The organism is Pseudomonas sp. GW823-FHT03E05 (assembly GCF_058796855.1).
Window position 1 is genome coordinate 1 of sequence record NZ_JBXAJB010000002.1, and the last position, 20,090, is coordinate 20,090.

The 20,090-nt window shown below is 64.4% G+C and carries 19 protein-coding genes, 2 tRNA genes and 1 pseudogene; 6 read left to right on the plus strand and 16 right to left on the minus strand.

What is annotated here, in order from left to right; genetic code table 11:
- Positions 1-2 precede the first annotated feature (2 nt).
- Together AC1RCO_RS07650 and AC1RCO_RS07655 are read right to left on the minus strand one after the other, a co-directional pair.
- A tRNA-Gly gene (locus AC1RCO_RS07650) sits at positions 3-75 on the minus strand.
- 2 nt (positions 76-77) lie between these two features.
- Positions 78-153: transfer RNA gene (locus AC1RCO_RS07655), tRNA-Glu, on the minus strand.
- A 379-nt stretch (positions 154-532) separates the two neighbouring features.
- On the opposite strand from AC1RCO_RS07655, the gene AC1RCO_RS07660 reads away from it, so the two are divergent.
- A complete protein-coding gene (locus AC1RCO_RS07660; protein WP_015634689.1) occupies positions 533-1,291 on the plus strand; it encodes a hypothetical protein in 759 nt (252 codons plus the stop codon).
- A 63-nt stretch (positions 1,292-1,354) separates the two neighbouring features.
- On the opposite strand, the gene AC1RCO_RS07665 is transcribed toward AC1RCO_RS07660, so the two are convergent.
- From AC1RCO_RS07665 to AC1RCO_RS07675, 3 genes and pseudogenes are all read right to left on the minus strand, one after another.
- On the minus strand, positions 1,355-2,236 hold the full coding sequence (locus tag AC1RCO_RS07665) for a methyl-accepting chemotaxis protein (protein WP_373366111.1): 882 nt from the start codon (positions 2,234-2,236) through the stop codon (positions 1,355-1,357).
- Positions 2,216-3,421, minus strand: a pseudogene (locus tag AC1RCO_RS07670) (HAMP domain-containing protein); the annotation flags it as partial. The pseudogene AC1RCO_RS07670 and the gene AC1RCO_RS07665, both read right to left, overlap by 21 nt.
- A 79-nt stretch (positions 3,422-3,500) precedes the next feature.
- The gene (locus AC1RCO_RS07675; RefSeq protein ID WP_053149826.1) at positions 3,501-4,262 is read right to left on the minus strand and encodes an SDR family oxidoreductase; all 762 of its coding nucleotides are present in this window, start codon (positions 4,260-4,262) and stop codon (positions 3,501-3,503) included.
- A 237-nt stretch (positions 4,263-4,499) separates the two neighbouring features.
- On the opposite strand from AC1RCO_RS07675, the gene AC1RCO_RS07680 reads away from it, so the two are divergent.
- Positions 4,500-5,504 carry an NADP-dependent oxidoreductase gene (locus AC1RCO_RS07680; RefSeq protein WP_220223907.1) on the plus strand — a complete coding sequence of 335 codons (1,005 nt, stop codon included), beginning with the start codon at positions 4,500-4,502 and terminating at the stop codon, positions 5,502-5,504.
- 105 nt (positions 5,505-5,609) lie between these two features.
- Here the strand turns inward: AC1RCO_RS07680 and pyrF are convergent, their stop codons facing one another.
- Positions 5,610-6,311, minus strand: a complete 702-nt coding sequence (gene pyrF, locus AC1RCO_RS07685; protein WP_011060084.1) for an orotidine-5'-phosphate decarboxylase — start codon at positions 6,309-6,311, stop codon at positions 5,610-5,612.
- A gap of 317 nt (positions 6,312-6,628) precedes the next feature.
- Between pyrF and AC1RCO_RS07690 the strand changes: the two genes are divergently transcribed.
- From AC1RCO_RS07690 to xopAW, 3 genes are all read left to right on the plus strand, one after another.
- On the plus strand, positions 6,629-7,393 hold the full coding sequence (locus AC1RCO_RS07690) for a response regulator (protein ID WP_011060083.1): 765 nt from the start codon (positions 6,629-6,631) through the stop codon (positions 7,391-7,393).
- Entirely contained in the window at positions 7,393-8,433 is a 1,041-nt protein-coding gene (locus AC1RCO_RS07695) for a sensor histidine kinase (RefSeq protein ID WP_053149819.1), read from the plus strand. The genes AC1RCO_RS07690 and AC1RCO_RS07695 overlap by 1 nt, the downstream gene beginning before the upstream one ends.
- Positions 8,434-8,548: 115 nt before the next feature.
- Positions 8,549-9,175: a XopAW family type III secretion system calcium-binding effector gene (xopAW, locus tag AC1RCO_RS07700; RefSeq protein ID WP_492617611.1), complete on the plus strand. Its 627-nt coding sequence runs from the start codon at positions 8,549-8,551 to the stop codon at positions 9,173-9,175.
- Positions 9,176-9,214: 39 nt separating this feature from the next.
- Here the strand turns inward: xopAW and AC1RCO_RS07705 are convergent, their stop codons facing one another.
- From AC1RCO_RS07705 to AC1RCO_RS07750, 10 genes are all read right to left on the minus strand, one after another.
- Positions 9,215-10,267: an AI-2E family transporter gene (locus tag AC1RCO_RS07705; protein WP_011060080.1), complete on the minus strand. Its 1,053-nt coding sequence runs from the start codon at positions 10,265-10,267 to the stop codon at positions 9,215-9,217.
- A 69-nt stretch (positions 10,268-10,336) separates the two neighbouring features.
- Positions 10,337-11,140: a DUF4892 domain-containing protein gene (locus AC1RCO_RS07710; protein ID WP_492617612.1), complete on the minus strand. Its 804-nt coding sequence runs from the start codon at positions 11,138-11,140 to the stop codon at positions 10,337-10,339.
- Positions 11,141-11,148: 8 nt separating this feature from the next.
- Complete coding sequence (locus AC1RCO_RS07715; RefSeq protein ID WP_011060078.1) at positions 11,149-11,808, minus strand: glutathione S-transferase family protein; 660 nt, start codon at positions 11,806-11,808, stop codon at positions 11,149-11,151.
- Between the two features lie 50 nt (positions 11,809-11,858).
- The gene (locus AC1RCO_RS07720) at positions 11,859-12,713 is read right to left on the minus strand and encodes an alpha/beta hydrolase (RefSeq protein ID WP_492617613.1); all 855 of its coding nucleotides are present in this window, start codon (positions 12,711-12,713) and stop codon (positions 11,859-11,861) included.
- The gene (locus tag AC1RCO_RS07725) at positions 12,710-13,504 is read right to left on the minus strand and encodes an alpha/beta fold hydrolase (protein WP_011060076.1); all 795 of its coding nucleotides are present in this window, start codon (positions 13,502-13,504) and stop codon (positions 12,710-12,712) included. Before AC1RCO_RS07725 ends, AC1RCO_RS07720 begins: the two co-directional genes overlap by 4 nt.
- Positions 13,505-13,618: 114 nt before the next feature.
- Complete coding sequence (locus tag AC1RCO_RS07730; protein WP_011060075.1) at positions 13,619-14,062, minus strand: hotdog fold thioesterase; 444 nt, start codon at positions 14,060-14,062, stop codon at positions 13,619-13,621.
- Positions 14,063-14,093: 31 nt separating this feature from the next.
- Positions 14,094-15,761 carry an AMP-binding protein gene (locus AC1RCO_RS07735; protein ID WP_220223904.1) on the minus strand — a complete coding sequence of 556 codons (1,668 nt, stop codon included), beginning with the start codon at positions 15,759-15,761 and terminating at the stop codon, positions 14,094-14,096.
- A 171-nt stretch (positions 15,762-15,932) separates the two neighbouring features.
- The gene (gene sixA, locus AC1RCO_RS07740) at positions 15,933-16,382 is read right to left on the minus strand and encodes a phosphohistidine phosphatase SixA (RefSeq protein WP_011060073.1); all 450 of its coding nucleotides are present in this window, start codon (positions 16,380-16,382) and stop codon (positions 15,933-15,935) included.
- Positions 16,379-16,726 (minus strand): DUF4389 domain-containing protein, encoded by a 348-nt coding sequence (locus AC1RCO_RS07745; protein ID WP_492617614.1) that lies wholly within the window; start codon positions 16,724-16,726, stop codon positions 16,379-16,381. Before AC1RCO_RS07745 ends, sixA begins: the two co-directional genes overlap by 4 nt.
- An 18-nt stretch (positions 16,727-16,744) precedes the next feature.
- On the minus strand, positions 16,745-17,770 hold the full coding sequence (locus tag AC1RCO_RS07750; RefSeq protein WP_011060071.1) for an NAD(P)H-dependent glycerol-3-phosphate dehydrogenase: 1,026 nt from the start codon (positions 17,768-17,770) through the stop codon (positions 16,745-16,747).
- Positions 17,771-17,965: 195 nt separating this feature from the next.
- On the opposite strand from AC1RCO_RS07750, the gene AC1RCO_RS07755 reads away from it, so the two are divergent.
- Positions 17,966-20,089, plus strand: coding sequence for a TonB-dependent receptor plug domain-containing protein (locus tag AC1RCO_RS07755; RefSeq protein WP_492617615.1), 2,124 nt, complete (start codon positions 17,966-17,968; stop codon positions 20,087-20,089).
- Position 20,090: the final 1 nt, after the last annotated feature.

Below are 20,090 nucleotides of genomic sequence, written 5' to 3' on the forward strand. Positions count from 1 at the left end.
GGAGCGGGAAACGAGACTCGAACTCGCGACCCCGACCTTGGCAAGGTCGTGCTCTACCAACTGAGCTATTCCCGCAATGGCGTCCCCTAGGGGACTCGAACCCCTGTTACCGCCGTGAAAGGGCGGTGTCCTAGGCCACTAGACGAAGGGGACACGCTACAGCATTCACTTCCTTCAACGTTTTGCTATTTGCTTTCCGTTGAAAGTGGCGCGCATTCTATGGATGCTTTGGAAGGCCGTCAACCCCCAGATATAATTTTATTTAAATCAATGACTTCGGAGCTGTTTTAGGCCCGCTTCAGGGTTTTCTGCCGTCCGCGCTTTGACGCCTATATTCTGGCACTCGACAAGGCGTTATAGTCCTCCACAGCCGGTGATGGCAATTTGAACCCTTGGATCCCCCGAGGCAAATGCCACCTATATAAGCAGCACAATCCATGCCCGGCTCGTCGAGCGGCGCTATGCGTCTAAATGCCAAGCCACTACACTCGCACGCGAATCCCATAACGAGGTTTTAACGGTGACACCACTCATGATCACCCTGCTGGTAATAGCCGGGATCGCACTATTGATCGCCATTGGCTACATGAACCATGTGGTGGAAAACAACAAACTGGAAAAAGCCCGCACCAAGGTCGAACTCAATGATCGCCTGCGTCGTTGCGGCGAGATCACCGAAACCTTCCCCGGCCAGTTCATGTCACCGGCCCTCAAGCTGCTGCTGACGCGCCTGGAGCTGAACGTCGTTCAGCGCATGCTCAACCTCGATAAAACCGACAGCGCCCTCAAGGCTCGCCTGGCTGAGCTCAATACCCTGGTGGGCCAGGGCGAGTCGATCCCGGTGAACAACCCACCGGCACCGATCCAGACCGAAGCCAAGGCCAAGGACGTGCGCTTCCTGCTGGAGGCCATGCACGGCCAGGTCACTCGCGCCGCCCACGACGGTTTCCTGCAGCCCAACGAAGCCAAGCGCTGGATCAAGGAGATCCGCCACATCCTGGTGCTGCTGCATATCGAGTTCTTCAACAACCTGGGCCAGTACGCCCTGCAGCAGAATCAGCCGGGCCAGGCCCGGCTGGCCTTCGAGCGTGGCGTGCAGTACCTGCGCAAGCAGCCGGACCCGGCGGTCTACAAGGAGCAACTGGAATACCTGGACAAACTCCTGGCCCGGGCCAATGCCATGGTGCTGTCGACCCTGGAACCTGCCCCGGACGAAGACAACCAGCTGACCCAGGGCCTCAAGACCGTGGAAGCCGACGCCGACTGGAAAAAGAAAGCCATCTACGACTGACAGAAAAAACCCTTGCCCGGAACACCCGGGCAAGGGTTTTAGAACGCTGCGCCCTCCCCGCCGCTACAAGCGGAAATGCCCCACCATCCCCTTCAGTTCCACGCCCAACTGCGCCAGCTCGATGCTCGACGCGGCGTTGCCCTGCATCGCCAGGGACGACTGATCGGCACTGGCGCGAATGCTGGTGACACTGCGGTTGATCTCTTCGGCCACCGAACTCTGCTGCTCGGCCGCAGCGGCGATCTGCTGGTTCATCTGCTGGATCAATGACACCGCCGCGGCAATGCTACCCAGGGCGCTTTCGGTCTGCAGGGCATCGCTGACCGCCAGCTTCACCAGCTCGCCACTGCTCTGGATCTGCTGCACCGAGGAGTCGGCCGCCGCGTGCAGAGCCGTCACCAACCGGGCGATCTCTTCGGTGGACTGCTGCGTGCGTTTCGCCAGGGCCCGCACTTCATCGGCCACCACCGCAAACCCCCGGCCCTGCTCCCCGGCCCTGGCGGCTTCGATAGCGGCGTTGAGGGCCAGCAGGTTGGTCTGCTCGGCCACGCTCTTGATCACATCCAGCACGCTACCGATGTTGTCGATTTCCGCGCTCAGGCTCTCGATACCACTGCTGGCACGGCTGGCGGAATCCGCCAGTTGCTCGATGCGCTGCATGCTCTGGCGCACCACTTGCTGGCCACTTTCGACCTTGTCGTCCGCCGCCTGGGCGGCTTGGGCGGCCTCCTCGGCATTGCGCGCCACATCGTGCACCGTGGCGGTCATCTGATTCATCGCCGTGGCCACTTGCTCGGTTTCTTCCTTCTGGGTGCTGACTTCCAGGTTGGTCTGCTCGGTCACCGTGGACAGCGACTGAGCCGAACTGGCCAGTTGCTCGATCCCCGCCTGCAGGCCACTGACAATGCCGCTCAGGCCGCTGCCCATCTGCTGCATGGCCTGCATCAACTGACCGATCTCGTCACGTCGGGTCACCTCCACGGTCGCGGTCAGATCACCGGCGGCAATCTGCTGAGCCACGTGCATCACACTGCGCAACGGGCGCACGATCAGGCGGGTGACGCTCAAGGCCGCCAACAGCCCCACCAACAGCGCCAGGGCCGAGGAGCCGATGATCAGCAGGGAGTTCTTGTCCAGTTCCCCCAGCATCGAATGCTCTTGCGCCCCGTACGCCTGATCAACCCGCGCCATCACCTGGGCGGCGCGCTCATGCAGCTGCTGATAGACCTGCTTCTCCTGGGCCAGCAACCCGGTGTACTCGTTGAGCTTCTCGCTGAAGTTGCCGATATGCCCCGAGACTTCGTTGAGCACCGTCTGATAGCCCGCATCCTTGACCGTGGCCTTCAACTGCTCGGCCTGGGCCAGGGCCTGATCGGCCTGCTCGATCTTGCCCTGCTCGGCGGGCTCCTGGTCGCCGCCCTTGCGGTTCTGATCCAGGCGCAACCGGGCCTCATTCATGGCCTGCAGCATCAGGCGTGAAACCTGGCTGATCTGATTGGCCTGCTCGATGAATTCGGCACCGTCCTTGCCCTGGGATTCCTTGAGCGTATAGGCACCGTCATCCGCCAGCCCGGCCTGCAGCACGTCCAGGTTATTGGCCACGCTGGACACCGACCAACTGGCCATTTCCAGGGCCAGGTCCTTGGCCTGGGTCAGCTCGACGAACTCGTCGAAGGCCTTGCGATAGTCCGCCAGCGCCAGCTCCACATCGCCCATCGCGGTCTGGTTGGCCGCCGACCGCACCTTGAGCTGCTGGGCCAGGGCCTGCAGGCCTTCCAGGCTTTCATGCAGGCTGTCCACGGTCTTGCTGTCGCCATGCAGAGCGTAGTCCTGCTCCTGCAGCCGCACCTTGAGCACGCCGCTATTGAGCTGGGACATCTGCTTGAGGCCATCGAAGCGCTGGCTGATGGTCTGCAGGGACCAGACACCGATCCCCGCCACCAGAGCGGTTAGGAGCAACACCAGGGCAAACCCGATACCCAGTTTCTTTGCCATGCCCAGGTTGGCAAAACGTCCACTTGCGGCCGAAGTCATGGTGCGCAGTCCCCTTCCAATCCCCAATGGCAATAGGGCCATCTTGTCTTGGCGAAGGGTCGCAACGGCATGCACCGGCGCACAAGTCTCTGACATCGGAATAATGGCAAAAAGCTACGCCGAGGTCGTTTTCAGGACACTGGAGGTCGATTCCATCGGGCCCCGGCCATCGGCATCAGATCGCGGTGGCCCCACCGTCGACCGCCAGTGCATGGCCGGTGGTAAAGGCCGCGCCATCGCTGCACAGGTAGAGCACCGCACTGGCGATCTCCTCGACCTTGCCGATGCGCCCCACCGGGTGCATGGCTGCGGCGAACTCGGCCTTCTTCGGGTCCGCCTCGTAGGCACGGCGGAACATGTCGGTGTCGATCACCGCCGGGCATACCGCGTTCACGCGGATTTTCTTCTTCGCATATTCGATGGCCGCCGACTTGGTCAGGCCGATCACCGCATGCTTGGAGGCCGCATAGATGCTCATCTTCGGCGCCGCGCCCAGGCCCGCCACCGAGGCGGTGTTGACGATCGCCCCACCGCCCTGGGCCAGCAGCAGCGGCAACTGGTACTTCATGCACAGCCAGACCCCTTTGACGTTGACCCCCATGATGGCGTCGAACTCATCCATGGAGCCCTCCGCAAGGCGGCCCTTTTCGATCTCGATACCGGCATTGTTGAAGGCGTAATCCAGGCGCCCATAGGCTTCGATGGTGCGGGCCATGAGGCTTTGCACATCAGCCTCCAGGGTAACGTTGCACGGCACGAACAGCGCCTCGCCACCGGCCTCGCGGATCAGCGCCACGGTGCCCTCGCCCCCCGCCGTGTCCAGGTCCGCCACCACCACCTTCAAGCCTTGTGCGGCAAATGCCTGGGCGGTGGCCCGGCCGATACCATTGGCCGCGCCGGTCACCAGGGCCACCTGGCCGGAAAACATCATGCTCATTGCAGGAATCCTCGATCGAATGCGGGTCAGCTACCCGGCCCAATCTAGCCACAGCCGGGGCTGGTGGCGTCAGCACTATCAAAAGCCCGGTTGGATGCTCATGCATTCTGGTGATGAATCTGCCGGGGGCTTTATCAGGGCGATCGATTGGCCTCCATTCGCTGCAGCGGCAAACCTTGCGGCACCGAGGCCAAGGGGCTATCAACTAAAGGTTCATTCATCCCACGAGTGCCTGCCATGACCGCCCTGACCAATCGCCAGTTCCTGCTCGCCAAACGCCCCATCGGACCGGCCACCCGCGATACCTTCACCTACCAGCAGGTGGCAGTTGGCGAGCCCGCCGCCGGGCAGATCCTGGTGCAGAACCAGTACCTGTCCCTGGACCCGGCCATGCGCGGCTGGATGAACGAGGGCAAATCCTACATTGCCCCGGTGGCCATCGGCGAGGTCATGCGCGCCCTGGGCGTGGGCCAGGTGATCGCCTCCAGCCACCCCGGTTTCGCGGTGGGCGACTACGTCAATGGTGCACTCGGCGTGCAGGACTACTTCCTCGGCGAGCCCCGGGGCTTCTACAAGGTCGACCCCAAGCTGGCCCCGCTGCCGCTCTACCTGTCAGCCCTGGGCATGACGGGCATGACCGCCTACTTCGCCCTGCTGGACGTGGGCGCACCCAAGGCCGGCGACACGGTGGTGCTGTCCGGGGCCGCCGGCGCGGTGGGCAGCATTGCCGGGCAGATCGCCAGGATCAAGGGCTGCCGCGTGGTGGGAATTGCCGGCGGCCAGGACAAGTGCCGGTTCCTCATCGACGGGCTGGGTTTTGACGGCGCCATCGACTACAAGAACGAAGACGTCCACGCCGGCCTCAAGCGCGAGTGCCCCAAAGGCGTCGATGTGTATTTCGACAACGTCGGTGGCGACATCCTCGATGCCGTGCTCAGCCGCCTGAACGTCAAGGCGCGGGTGGTGATCTGCGGCGCCATCAGCCAGTACAACAACAAGGAGGCGGTCAAGGGGCCGGCCAACTACCTGTCGCTGCTGGTCAACCGGGCGCGCATGGAGGGGTTCGTGGTGATGGACTATGCCGCGCAGTTCGCCGAAGCCGGGCAGGAAATGGCCGGCTGGATGGCCAAGGGGCAGCTCAAGAGCAAGGAGGATATTGTCGAGGGCCTGGAAACCTTCCCGGAAACCCTGGGCAAGCTGTTCAGCGGCGAGAACTTCGGCAAGCTGATACTGAAAGTCTGAATCCGTAGGAGCCGGCTTGTCGGCGATCCGCAACGGCGGCCGGAAAGGGCCGCCAACCGCAAAACCGCTATCGCCGGCAAGCCGGCTCCTACAAGAGGAAGCGTGTTACAGGGCCAGTTCGGCCACGACGTCGGCCAGGGCCTTGGCCGGATCTGCCGCCTGGCTGATGGGGCGACCGATCACCAGGTAATCGGAGCCGGCATCCAGGGCCTGGCGCGGGGTGAGGATCCGCCGCTGGTCGTCCTGGGCGCTGCCCGCCGGGCGAATCCCCGGGGTCACCAGTTGCAGGGACGGATGGGCGCTCTTCAGGGCCTGGGCTTCCAGGGCCGAGCACACCAGGCCGTCCATGCCGGCTTTCTGCGCCAGGGCAGCCAGGCGCAGCACCTGCTCCTGGGGCTCGATGTCCAGGCCGATACCGGCAAGGTCTTCACGCTCCATGCTGGTAAGCACGGTGACGCCGATCAGCAACGGCTTGGGGCCGCTGCGCTGGTCCAGCACTTCGCGGCAGGCAGCCATCATGCGCAGGCCGCCGGAGCAGTGCACATTGACCATCCACACGCCCATTTCCGCGGCGGCCTTGACCGCCATGGCGGTGGTGTTGGGAATATCGTGGAACTTCAGGTCCAGGAACACTTCGAAACCCTTGTCCCGCAGGGTCCCGACAATCTCGGCGGCGCAGCTGGTGAACAGCTCCTTGCCGACCTTGACCCGGCACAGTTTGGGGTCCAGTTGATCGGCCAGTTTCAGTGCGGCGTCACGGGTGGGGAAATCCAGGGCGACGATGATAGGAGTCTGGCAGGCGGACATGAAGGGGCTCTCAGGCAAGTCGAAATCGGCGCGGATTGTAGCGCAAGCCGCGCCGCTCCGGGACCCGATCAGAGGTAAATCCTCCTCAACGGTGCGCAAGAAGGCCGATTGCCCCGGCAATCGCTCCCCCATGCCACGGCATTTGTATCAACCTCGATACACTGACGACACGTCGGCAACAATCCCCGGCGCTACCCTCGCCAGCCGCAACACCTTCGAACAGCACTTCCAGCCCCCGGGCCGGACGCCTATGCTGAAGCCACAACCCCGCCGTCGCCCTCAGGCGCCGGCAGCCTACCTGGCAGACGACCGCACCCATGCAGAACACTTCAGCCCCTCTCAACGAAGACGCCAAAGCATTGGTCAGTGGCGACGACAAACGCTGGAACACCCGGGCCCTGATCGTCGACGACGACGTGCCGATCCGCGAGTTGCTGATCGACTACCTGGCGCGTTTCAACATTCACGCCAGCGGCGTCACCGACGGCGCGGCGATGCGCCAGGCCCTGCAGGCCGAGCACTTCGACGTGGTGGTGCTGGACCTGATGCTGCCCGGCGAAGACGGCCTGTCCCTGTGCCGCTGGCTGCGTACCGAATCGGACATCCCGATCCTCATGCTCACCGCCCGCTGCGAGCCCACCGATCGCATCATCGGCCTGGAGCTGGGGGCCGACGACTACATGGCCAAGCCTTTCGAGCCACGGGAACTGGTGGCCCGGATCCAGACCATCCTGCGCCGGGTGCGCGACGATCGCAGCGAGCAGCGGGCCAATATCCGCTTCGACAACTGGCGCCTGAACAGCGTGCTGCGCCAACTGATTTCCGCCGATGGCCTGGTGGTGCCGCTGTCCAACGCCGAGTTCCGCCTGCTCTGGGTGTTCATCGAGCGCCCGCGCCGGGTACTGAGCCGCGAGCAATTGCTGGACGCCGCCCGCGGCCGATCCATCGAGGCCTTTGATCGCAGCATCGACCTGCTGGTCTCGCGCCTGCGGCAAAAGCTCGGCGACGATCCGAAGTCGCCGCAACTGATCAAGACCGTGCGCGGTGAAGGCTACCTGTTCGACGCCCGGGACATCGGCTGATGCGCGGGCGGTTCGATACGCTGTTCGGCCGCCTGTTCGGCGTCCTGCTGATCGCGATCGTCCTCGCCCATCTGCTGGCGTTCTTCTGGTTTCACCACTACGGCCCGCCCCCGCCGCCGCCCCCTCCCGATTCGGCGCAGTTGATCAATGGCCAGCCGCCGCCCCCTTATCCAAGGCGCCCGCCACGGCCCTGGTTCGGCGGCCCGCTGGTGCCCCTGACGTTCCAGTTCATCTCCCTGATCATCGCTGCCTGGTACGGCGCCAAGCTGTTGTCGCGGCCGATCCAGCGCCTGAGCGCCGCCGCCGAGCGCTTGAGCGAAGACCTCGACAGCCCGCCCCTGGAAGAGGTGGGCCCAAGGGAAGCCCGGCAAGCGGCCAGCACCTTCAACCAGATGCAGAAGCGCATCCGCGAGCAGGTGCAGCAACGCGGGCGCATGCTCGGTGCCGTCTCCCACGACCTGCGCACCCCGTTATCAAGGCTGAAACTGCGCCTGGAGCAGATCGAGGACAGCAAGCTGCAAGGGCAGATGCGCCAGGACCTGGACGACATGATCAAGATGCTCGACGCCACCCTCAGCTACCTGCACGAACAACGCACCAGCGAGGCCGAGCAATGGATGGACGTGCAGGCCCTGGTGGAGTCGCTGTGCGAGAACGCCCAGGACCAGGGCGCCGACGCTCAGGCCCAGGGCCATTGCGCGCCGCTGCTGGTGCAACCCATGGCGTTGCAGTCATGCCTCAACAACCTGCTGGACAACGCCCTGCGCTACGCCGGCCAGGCAACCCTGACCCTGGAGGACGACCGCGGACAACTGCTGATCCGGGTCATCGACCACGGCCCGGGGATTGCCGCCGACAAGCGTGAAGCGGTGTTCGAGCCATTCTTTCGCCTGGAAGGCTCGCGCAACCGCAACTCCGGCGGCGTCGGCCTGGGCATGACCATCGCCCGTGAAGCGGCGGAGCGCCTGGGCGGCCAACTGATCCTCGAAGAAACCCCCGGCGGCGGCCTGACCGCGGTATTGCGTCTACCCAGGCCTTGAGCGCCTTGTGTGGCGACAGGTACAAACCGCCAATACCCAGGACAACTCCCCCCCTGAGGCTGCTTGGGCCGGTGCCCCCCCCACCGGTTCAATTCATCCGCAGGGAGTGAGCCCCATGATCGATAGCCTCAGCAGCAACTATTCGAGCTATTACAGCTCCAGCAGCACCAGCCGTGGCCAGCAATTGCACAAGGAGCTGTTCGCCAAGCTCGACAGCAACGGTGATGGCGCGGTGGATCAGGACGAGCTGAAAAACGCCCTGTCGCAGAAAAGCGACAACGGCATCCTGGTCAGCCTGAGCAAGAATTTCAGCGACCTGGACAGTGACGGCAGCGGTAGCTTGAGCAGCGATGAAATGGCCGCCATGGCCCCTCCTCCGCCCAAGGACCGCGCCCCCGATACCCAACTGGCGGATGCCCTGCTCGGCGCCCTGGACAGCGATGGCGACGGAGTCATCAGCAGTGACGAACTGAGCACTGCCCTGCAAGCCTCGGGCAACAGCTCCACCAGCAGCGACACCAGCTCGGCTCTGCTGAAGATTCTCGACAGCGACAGCAGTGGCGGCATCAGTAGCGATGAGCTCAAGGCCGCGTTGCAGGCCGGAAGCAACCAGGACAGCACCCCCCAGGACCCGCAGGCCAACCTCGCCGAAGCTCTGGGCAAGATGATCGCCAGCTTGAGCAAGCAGTATCAGTTGGGCACCAGCAGCAGCCTCGGCGGCAGCGTCAACGTCGCTGCCTGACGTCCATTGCCGCTCCCGGGGGGAGCGGCAATCGGTGGTTCAACGCGGCTCCTGGGCCCGGGCCTGGCTGGCGCTCCAGTCCAGCAACAGGCTGTAGGCCACCGCCAGCAGCGTCGGGCCGATGAACAGGCCGATAAAGCCGAAGGCGATCAGGCCACCGAACACTCCCAGCAGCACGATCACCAGCGGCAGGTTGCCGCCGCGGCTGATCAGGTACGGTTTGAGCACGTTGTCCACGCCGCTGATGATGAAAGTGCCCCAGATCCCCAGGAACACCGCCATGCCATATTCGCCTTTCCAGGCCAGCCAGGCGGTAGCCGGGATCCATACCAGGGGCGGGCCCATGGGAATCAGGCTGAGCAGGAAGGTGACGATCCCCAGCACCAACGCCCCGGGCACTCCGGCAATCAGGAAGCCGATCAGCGCCAGCAGGCCCTGAGCCGCCGCGGTGCCGATCACCCCGTTGACTACCCGTTGCACGGTGCCAGCCACCAGGTCGATGTAGTAGCCGGCGCGCTCGCCGATCAGGCGCTCCAGCAACTTGTGCACAAACAGCGCCAGGCGCGGGCCATCGCGGTAGAAGAAAAACACGAAGACGATGCTCAGGGTCAGTTCCAGAATGCCCCCGCCGATCTGCGCGCTGCGAGCCAGCAGCCAGTTGCCCACCTGCCCCAGATAGGGTTTGACCGCCAGCATCAGGGCCGCGCCCTGCTGGTCGATGCTGTTCCACAAGCCCACCAGGCGCTCGCCCACCAATGGCAGGTTGCCGAGCCACTCTGGAGCGGCGGGCAGGCCGTCGACCTGCACGTCCTTGATGAAGGCCGTGGCATCGCGCACATGGTCCGCCAGGTTGAGGCCGAGCCAGACCAGCGGCGCGGCCACCAGCACCATCCAGCCCAGGGTCAGCAGGGCCGCTGCCAGGGATTCTCGGCCATTGAGCCAGCGGGTCAGCAGGCGCATCAGCGGCCAGCTGGCAAACGCCAGCACGGCGCCCCAGAACAGCGCTGACCAGAAAGGCGCCATGACCCAGAAGCTGGCACCGAACAACACCAGGAGCAGGATCTGCACCAGCAGGCGATCGTTATTGGGCATGAAATGTCTCGCGCAAGAAGAACCAGTGAAGAGTAGGCGAACCCGCGAGCGCGGGCTGCCTGAAACAGCTTAACGCAGTAGTTCGAAATGCAGGCCTGCTGCGTCGGTGTTACCGGTTTCCATCCGCGAGGCCAGCACGCCCTGGCCAATCAGCGCCTGGCGCCAGGCTTCGGCCTGCTTGCCGGACAGGCTGATGCGCAGGGTGGTGTCCAGGTTCAGCCCGCGGGACAGCAGGTTGAGCCAGGTGGGCTGGGGCTCGGCGAGTTTCGGCAGGTCCAGCTTGCCGGTGTCCTTGAGTTGGCGCAGCAGGGTGGCCGAAGTGGGTAGCAGGTCCCCCAGCGGCGCGCTGGCGTCGAACTGCTCCACATGCAGGTAGGCCCGGCGGTTACCCCGGGTGATGCTGTACAGGGCTACCAGGGAGTTGTCCTGGGGCGCCGCCAGCCGCAGCAGCAGGTAGGCCTGCTGTTCATCGGCGCCAAACAGCTTGGCGTTGCCGAATACTTCGTTGGCCCACAGGCTGCTTTCACCGCAATCGCGGGCCTGGCACCAGAACAGCAGCTCGGCGCCCTGCTTTTGCAGCGCCTCCCTGGCCAGGATGAAGGCTTCGTTGGATGTGCGCTCGGCGGGCAACTGGTAAGTGATGGCGGTGAGCTTGCCGCGGGCATTGACCTGGCCATCGAAACGCAACTGGCCGCTGATACGGCGGATCGAACCCAGGGGGTAGACGCGCTCCTGCTCCACTTCGGGGCGGTAGTCGACGATCTGTGCATCGGTCAGACGGGGGACCAGGGGCAGGTCGTGGCTGCCCGGCAGATCGGCGGCAAGCACCAGGGTACTTGCCAGGGACAGGCCCAGAACACTGATTGAACGCATGGAAACTCTCATCGGATAAGCATGGCCTGGGCGCCCTTGACGACGCTGGCATCGTCGCTGCGTTGTGGAACCTGCAAGCCTCGCTGCACCGCAGGACGGGCCTCCAGGGCCGCCATCCAGCGTTGCAACGCCGGCAGGCCCTGCACCGAAACCCCGGACCATTCATGGCCGCGTACCCAGGGGAAGGTGGCGATGTCGGCAATGCTGTAGTCGCCGGCCAGGTACTCGGCCTGTTGCAGGCGGCTGTCGAGCACTTCGTACAGGCGCCGGGTCTCGTGCTGATAACGGTCGATGGCGCCCTGCAGCTTCTCCGGGAAATAGCGGAAGAACACGTTGGCCTGGCCCTGCATGGGCCCGACCCCGCCCATCTGGAACATCAGCCATTGCATGACCAGCGAACGGCCCTTGGGATCGGCCGGCAACAACTGGCCAGTGCGTTCGGCCAGGTACACCAGGATCGCGCCGGACTCGAACACCGGAAAATCGCCATTGTCGCGATCGACGATGGCCGGAATACGCCCATTGGGATTGATCTTCAGGAACGCTGGGGCCTTTTGCTCCTTCTTGTCGAAACTCAAGGCGTGCACCTCATAGGGCAGGCCGAGTTCCTCAAGCAGGATGGAAACCTTGTGACCATTGGGGGTCGCAGCGGTGTACAGATCTATCATGGTTGTCTCCCATTTCAACCCGCCCAGCCTCGACAGTTGATCCCGTCAAGTCAAGGAACGGCGAAAAACCGATTGAAACAGTCTGCGACAAAGGTGGCACCCGCCTCGTCGTTGAGGTGCAGGTGATGCCCGCCGGGCAACTGCTCAACGCTGAAGGGTAGACGCTGCAACAAGGCCTGGTGCTTGGCCAGCATGCCATCGGCCGCCACCACCAGTTGCGTCGGGCAGGCGACCCGCTGAACAAAGGACATGGCCTGCTCCTCTGTCAGGCGCAGCGGCGAAGCCAGGGTCAGGCGGCTGTCGCTGCGCCAGGTATAGCCCCCGGGCACCGGCATCAGGCCGCGCTGGGCCAGCAGTTCGGCCGCCTCGCGGCTGACCGCCACCAGTCCCTTCATGCGCGCCTCGATGGCCCGCTCCAGGGTGGCGTACACCGGCTTGCTCTTGTTCTGCAGATTCAGCTGTGCCTGCAACGCCATGCCCAGGCGCTCGGCGGCGTCCTCGCCATTGGCCGTCGGCGGGATCACCCCATCGATCAGGGCCAGGTGGCTGACCCGCTCCGGCATCGCCGCCGACAACACCAGCGAGACGATCGCCCCCAGGGAATGACCGATCAGGGCAAAGCGCTTCCAGCCCAGTTGCTCGGCGGCTTGCAGCACGTCATAGACGTAGTCCCACAGGGCATAGCCGGCCCCCACCGGGCGATGCCCGGAATGACCGTGGCCGGCCAGGTCCAGGGCAACGATGCGCAGGCCGGCGAGCTTGGGCGCCAGCCGGGCGAAGCTGTTGGCGTTATCCAGCCAGCCATGCAGGGCGATGACCGGCAGACCGTCCTCGGGCCCGAACAGATGGGCCGCCAGTTCGATGTGCGGCAGGCTCAGGCGGACTTCTTCGACGGCGTGGCTCATGCAGGGCTCCGTTGCCAGCGTGTGAACAGCTCCTTGAGCAGCGCCGCGGTGTCCTGGGGGCGCTCAAGGGGAAACATGTGGCCACCGGGCATGGTCAGCGACTCGCCCAGGGGCATGCGCCCGACCGCACTGGTGTGATGGCGCATCACCACCCGGCTCTGCTGTCCGCGCACCACCGCCAGCGGTACCTTGAGCTGGCGCGCACTGCCCGGGCTGGTATGAGGCACGCCGCGGTAGATGCTGATTTCCGTGGCCGGGTCAAAACGCAGGCGCAAGCGATCCCCCACCTGCTGCAGGCCGTGCTGCAGGTAAGCATCCAGGCAATCGGGATCGAAGGCCCGGAACAGCGTCTTGCGGGAGAAGTAACTGCGGGCGGCCTCGATGTCGGCAAACTCTTCGCGGCGCCCCAGGGTGCGCCCGGCCGGAGTCAGCCGGTCGATGAAGCCCAGGCGCTTGGCGGCGCGGATCACCCATTGGTCGGCCCGGGTCAGCACCGGCGAATCGAGCATCACCACCCCCCGATACAGCTCCGGGCAGCGCAGGGCCGCGTGCAGATGCAGCACACCACCCAGCGAATGCCCCACGCCCCAGACCGGCTGGGCCTGCTGTTGCAGGTGATGGATCAGTTCATCCACCAGGCTGCGCCAGTTGTCGTCCACCGGAAAGCGCGGGTCGTGGGCATGCTGCTGCAGATGAGCCACCTCGAATTCCGGCGCCAGGGCAGCAAACAACTTGCCGTACGTGCCGGAGGGAAACCCATTGGCGTGAGCGAAAAACACCTGTTGCGACATACCGACCTATCCATCCACCAAACGAACACCGATTGTCCGCAGGCCCTGGCACCAGGGCAATGACCGTAACGGACAGGAATGCTGACACCCAGGCTCAGCCTATGGCGCGTTGCCTCATTGCGCCGGCGGGTTCTGCCCGAGGGGCACCACCGCCATGGTCAGGCGCGAGACGCAACTGGCCTTGCCTTCATCACTGCTCAGGCGTATGTCCCAGACATGGGTGGTGCGCCCGATATGAATGGCCTTGGCCACCGCCGTGACCCGCCCGGTGCGCAAGCCCCTCAGGTGATTGGCATTGATCTCCAGCCCCACGCAGTAGAACTTGCTGGCGTCGATGCACAGGTAGCTGGCCATGGAGCCGACGGTTTCCGCCAGCACCACCGAGGCCCCGCCGTGCAGCAGCCCGTAGGGCTGGTGGGTGCGATGGTCGATGACCATGCTCGCGGTCAGTGACTGCTCGTCATAGGACTCGAAGCGAATATCCAGCACTTCGCCGATGGTGTTCTTCTGGATCGCGTTCAGTTGCTCGATGTTCGGAGTGGTACGCCATAGACTCATCGCCGCTTCCCTTATGGGTGGTTATTGTCGGTCAATCCTGCCACAGCACGGCTTCGCTGCGCTCGCTCCAGGCTTGAAAACTGCCGCCATAGGTGGCTTCGATCACATTGCGCTTGATCTTCAGGGTTGGAGTGAGAAAGCCGTTTTCCACCGCCCAACTGTCCTTGACCACCACCAGCCGATGCAGCCGCTCGTGCTTGTCCAGGCTGCCATTGACCTGGGCCAGCAGGCTTTCCAGGCTGCTGTGCAAGCCTTCCCTGGCACTGCCGGCGGCGGCCTGCACGCCCGCAGCCGAAAGCACGCACAGGCCCAGGGGGGCAATCAGCCCGTCGCCCACCACGCACACCTGCTCGATATGGGCATGCACCGCCAGGCGGTTCTCGATGGGCGCCGGGGCCACGTACTTGCCCTTGCTGGTCTTGAAGATCTCCTTGAGCCGGCCGGTCAGGCGCAGGTTGCCGGCGGCATCCTGCTCCCCCTTGTCGCCGGTGCGCAGGAAACCATCCTCGGTGACGGTTTCGGCGGTCTTCTGCGGGTCCTTGAAATAGCCCTGCATAGTGGCTCCGCTGCGTACCTGGACCTCCCCCGCCTCGTCGATGCGCACCTCGACTTCCGGGCAGGGCCGGCCAATCCAGCCGGGCACATGCTCACCGGAGCGGCCGATATGGGAGTAGCCGCAGCTCTCGGTCATGCCGTACACCTCCAGCACGTCCAGCCCGAGGCGTCGATACCAGTGCAACAGGGTCTGGGGCACCGGTGCCGCTCCCGACAGCGCCACCCGCAACGCGTCCAGCCCGAGCCCGCTCAGCACCTTGTGGCCGACACGCTTGCCGATAAAGGGCAGGCCCAGGAGAAAATCCAGGCGCTTGGCCGGCACCTTGCTGTAGACCCCCATCTGGAACTTGGTCCAGATCCGCGGCACGCCAAACAGCGCAGTGGGCCGGGCTCGCTGCAGGTCGGCGAGGAAGGTGTCCAGGCTTTCGGCGAAGAACACCGTCTGCCCGGTATAGATCGCCGCCATCTCGACAAACATGCGCTCGGCCACGTGGCACAGGGGCAGGTAGGACAGCAGCCGGTCCTCGGGGCCCAGGCCGAACATCTGCACACCATGGCTGGCGGCAAAGCCCAGGTTGCCGAAACTGTGCATCACGCCCTTGGGCAGCCCGGTGGTGCCGGAGGTATAGATGATGGTGGCCAGCTGATCGGCCGCAGGGCTCGGGCTACCCTCGAGCGGCGGACAGCGTTGCAGGTCCTCCCAACTGAAATCGAAAGGGCCTTCGGGGGCCAGGGGCAAGCGGATGGTGGGCAACCCGGCCTTGATCCCGAGCGCCATTTGCGGCCAGTCGTCGAGCTTGCCGATAAAGGCCAGGGCCGACTCGGAATGCTCCAGCACCTGGGCTACCGACTCGGCCGTGAGATTGGGATACAACGGCACCGAGACATGCCCGGCGATCCAGATCGCCAGGTCGGCAATGACCCAGTGCGCGGAGTTCTTGCCAATGATTGCAATGTGGCTGCCGGAAGGCAGCTGGCGCTCGCGCAGCCATTGGGCGGCACGCCGGGCCTGCTGGCCCACCTCGAACCAGCTCAGCTCCTGCACCTGCCCGCCGGCACTGGGCTGGACAAGAAAGCGCTGCTGGGGATGACGAGCCTCGCGCTCGTAGAACACTTGCAGGGGCAAACGAAAAGCAGCAGACATGACTCGCTCCTTTGTTCTTATTCTGTTCGCGACACCAACCAAGCACTTGCTTGGTGGACTATTCCACGCACAAAGGAGCGCTGCAAGTTAAGAAATGTAGCGGATCGCAACCGGGGATCGGTGGGTTCGAGGCAACAACGGCGGCCCGGGCATGCCCTGCCGCCGCGTCCATCAAGGGTGTGTCACGGCATTCAAGGTCATCAGCCCCGCCAGGGGCCAGTCGCCTTCGAGCTCCGCCAGGCTGGCGGTGTTCATCGGCTGCGGATCACGCAGGTGGCCGTGCTGCAACAGGCCGATCAGGTTGCCCACCAGGGGTTGATGGCTGACCAGCAGCAGGTTGTCGGCACTGTCCAGTTGCTCCAGCACCTGCAGCGGGTTGGCCTCGGGGGTGAGCCAGGGCACGGTGCGGATCTCGCCTTCGAACCCCAGGGCCTCGCGCACCAGCTGTGCAGTCTGCTGGGCACGTACATAAGGGCTGGCGAGGATCGCGGCGATGGGCTGGCCGATCAGGTGCGCGGCACTGCCCAGCACTTCCTCGCGACCGTGGGCCGTGAGGTTGCGCTGGGCATCGGTCGGCGCATGGGACTCGGCCTGGCCGTGACGCAACACCCACAGCTTCACAGCTTGGGCTCCTCGTCACGCATCGGGTGAGGCGCTGGCGGCACGCTATGGGGAGCTTCGCCTTCAGGCGCCCGGGGAGCGGGCCAATCGGCGAACGGCCAGGGTTTCTGTTCGGTATGGAAGCTGCCGAAACGGCCGATCTGCGCCAGGAACTGGCTCAGGCTATCGCCGAAGTTCATCAGGCCGGCATTCGGCGCGCCGTAGATCAGGCGATAGATCAACTGCACCAGCACCAGCGCGCCCAGGAGAAACTGCGCCACCTGCCACACCAGCACGAATATCAGCATCCACAGCACCCGCAGGAGGATGGACTCGTATTTGGCTTCGGAATTCGTATCGTTCATGTCTGGCTCCTGTGCTGCTCAGTTGAATCCGCTGGTAGAGATAAAGTCGACGTCGGTTTTCGGCTCGCCGCGCATCAAGAGCTCGATTACCTGGTTCAGCGTACGCCCTTCGAACAGGATCGCGTGCAGGCCGGCCACCAGCGGCATGTAGACCCCCAGCTCCTGAGCCTTGACCTTGAGCACCTTGAGGGTGTTGACGCCCTCCGCCACCTCACCCAGGCGGGTCACCGCCTCTTCCAGGCTCAGGCCCTGGCCCAGGGCAAAGCCCACCTGGTAGTTGCGGCTCTTGGGCGAGGAACAGGTGACGATCAGGTCGCCGACCCCGGCCAGGCCGAGGAAGGTCATGGGGTTGGCGCCCTGGCTCACGGCAAAGCGGGTCATTTCCGCCAGCGCCCGGGTAATCAGCATGCTCTTGGTGTTTTCCCCCATGCCCAGGGCCACCGCCATGCCGGCGATGATCGCGTAGACGTTCTTCAGCGCCCCGCCCAGTTCCACGCCGAAGCGGTCGGCACTGGCATACACACGGAAGGTGCGGCCATGCAGCGCAGCCTGGACCCGCTGACAGAGCTCTTCGTCTTCACTGGCGACCACGGTGGCGGTCAGGGCGTGCTCGGCCACTTCCCGAGCCAGGTTGGGGCCGGAAAGTACGCCGATGCGCGCTTGCGGGGCGATGTCCTGGAGGATCTCGCTCATCAGCTTGAAGGTCTGGGCCTCGATGCCCTTGGTCAGGCTGACCAGCAGCTTGCCGCGGAGCAGCTCGGCGTGGGGCGCCAGCACCGAGCGCAGGGCGCTGGAGGGCAAGGCGACAAAGCACAGGTCACTGTCATTGAGGGTGGCCAGCAGGTCGGTGACCGGCTCCACCGCCGGATGAATCTTGATGCCCTTGAGATAGCGCGGATTCTCGCGGTTGACCCGAATGGCCTCGGCCTGCTCGGGGTCGCGCATCCACTGCCGCACCCGATGACCGTTCTCGGCCAGCAGATTGGCCACGGCGGTACCAAAACTTCCGCCTCCCAGGACCGCAATAGGGCGCTGTTGTGTCATATGCAATCCGTTAATCCATAGCAGTGGCGATGGCGGCATTATACGGGGCGGTTTTCTCACCACCAGCCCCAGGGGCCATTCAGGCAACCTGTCGGGAACACGTGGAGTCATTCGGGGAATGTCGGGCTTATCGACTGGAAAACTCGACTATCTCGGTTAACATGCGCGCCTTCCATCAAGATTCAAGGCTGTGTCGTGTCCGCTGGCCCCTCACCTCTTCGTCTGTCGCTGCTGCTGGGCATGCTGTTCGGCCACTCGGTGCTGGCCGACGATCTGTTCCTGGACGGCACCGCCCTGCCCGAGGTCCTCACCGCCACCCGCCTGAAACAGTCACCTGCCGCGGTTCCCGGCAGCATGACGGTGCTCGACAACGAGTTGATCAAGGCCAGCGGCGCCCGGGACATCAGCGAACTGCTGCGCCTGGTGCCGGGGATGATGGTCGGCGCCATCAGCGGCAACCAGGCCACGGTCAACTACCACGGCACCAACGCCAGCGAAGCCCGGCGCATGCAAGTGCTGATCGACGGGCGTTCGGTGTATCGCGCCGGCCTGGCGACAGTGGACTGGAGCGATATCCCGGTGGCCATGGAAGACATCGAGCGCATCGAGGTGTTTCGCGGCCCCAATACCGTCAGCTACGGCGCCAACGCGCTGATGGCGGTGGTCAACATCATCACCCGCGCCCCGGCCAACAGCCATGGCACGCGGGTCAAGCTGACCCGGGGCCAGCGCGGCATCAGCGACTGGTACGCCAGCCAGGGTACCGGCTGGGAAAGTGGCGACCTGCGCCTGTCGCTGTCGGGGCAGGAAGATGATGGCTTCGACAAGAATCGCCTGGGGGCCGACTACCGCGACAGCAAGCGCTTGAACCGCTTCAGTCTGTCCGTGAGCCAGATGCTCAATGAACAGCAGAGCATCGACTGGCAGTTGAATGCCAAGGAAGGCGCCAACCAGCGGCCCTATACCTATCAGCCAGTATTTAAAGACTATGCCGAGAAGGGCTATAACTCTGACGTTGTTGCCAAGGACTACGCAGGATCTCTGCGCTGGAATCTGGATATCAATCCACAACACAGCCTTTATATACAGGGCTCGGCCCAACACTGGGACCGCCAGCAGACGTGGAGGGCCTGTGACGCCGCAGTTTCCTTCAGCCCTGAACTGACACGTCTGTGGCAACTCAACCCGTATTACGCCGAGCGCCTGGCGAGGAACATGCCAAGTAACTTGAGCGGCGCGCCGTCGGGAACAGCAGCGGAACGGGCACTGGCAAGCCAAATCATCGATCAATGGAACGCCGGTGGCCAAAATCCCGTCTGCGGCAACATCGACCAGAGCTCTCGGGAAACCCGCTACGACCTGGAGCTGCAGGACACCCTGAGCCTCAGCGACAACCTGCGGCTGGTCAGCGGCATGAACTATCGTTACGACCGGGCCGACTCCGAAACCTACTTCAACGGCACCCTCGACGACACCACCTGGCGCCTGTTCGGCCAGCTGGAGTGGCGGGCCAGCGAACATTGGCTGATCCAGGGCGGGGCTATGTACGAAGACACCCAGCTGACCGGCAACTCCCTGACCCCGAGGATCGCGGTCAACTACCTGATCAACCCGCGCCACGGCTTGCGGGCGGTGTATTCGGAAGCCATCCGCTCCCCGGACATGTTCGAGAACAACGTCAACTGGAGCTACCGGGTCACCGGCCTGAGTACCCCGGTCTACGGCCAGAACAGCGCCCAGTACTTCGTCAAGACCCGTGGCCCCAGCAACCTCGACCAGGAGCACATGCGTTCCCGGGAACTGGGCTACAACGGTTACTTCGTCGACCAGGCGCTGAACCTCGACATCAAGCTGTTCTATGACGAAATCACCGGGATGATCAGCGAGCCGCTGCGCAACAACCAGTACATCGCCAGCAACAGCAACGCCTCGCGCTTCGCCGGTACCGAGAGCCAGCTGGACTGGCAACTGAGCCGCGCCGACCGCCTGCGCCTGACCTACGCCTACGTCCATGCCCAGGCCAGCAACCGCCTGGACCAGCGCCTGACCGCCAGCAACAGCGGCTCCGCCGGCTGGCTGCGCAATTGGGGCCAGGGCTGGTCCAGCGCGCTCTTCTACTATGGCGACAGCGCCCTCAACGGCTACCGATTCGAACGGGTCGACACCCGCATCGCCAAGCGCCTGGCCCTGGGCAGCAAGACCAGCCTGGAACTGGCCGGCACCCTGCAGCAACGGCTCGACCACCAGCCCACCACCTTCGCCGACAATCTCTACGACTCGCGCCACGTGGTCTACTTCAGCGCGGAGCTCGAGTTCTGAC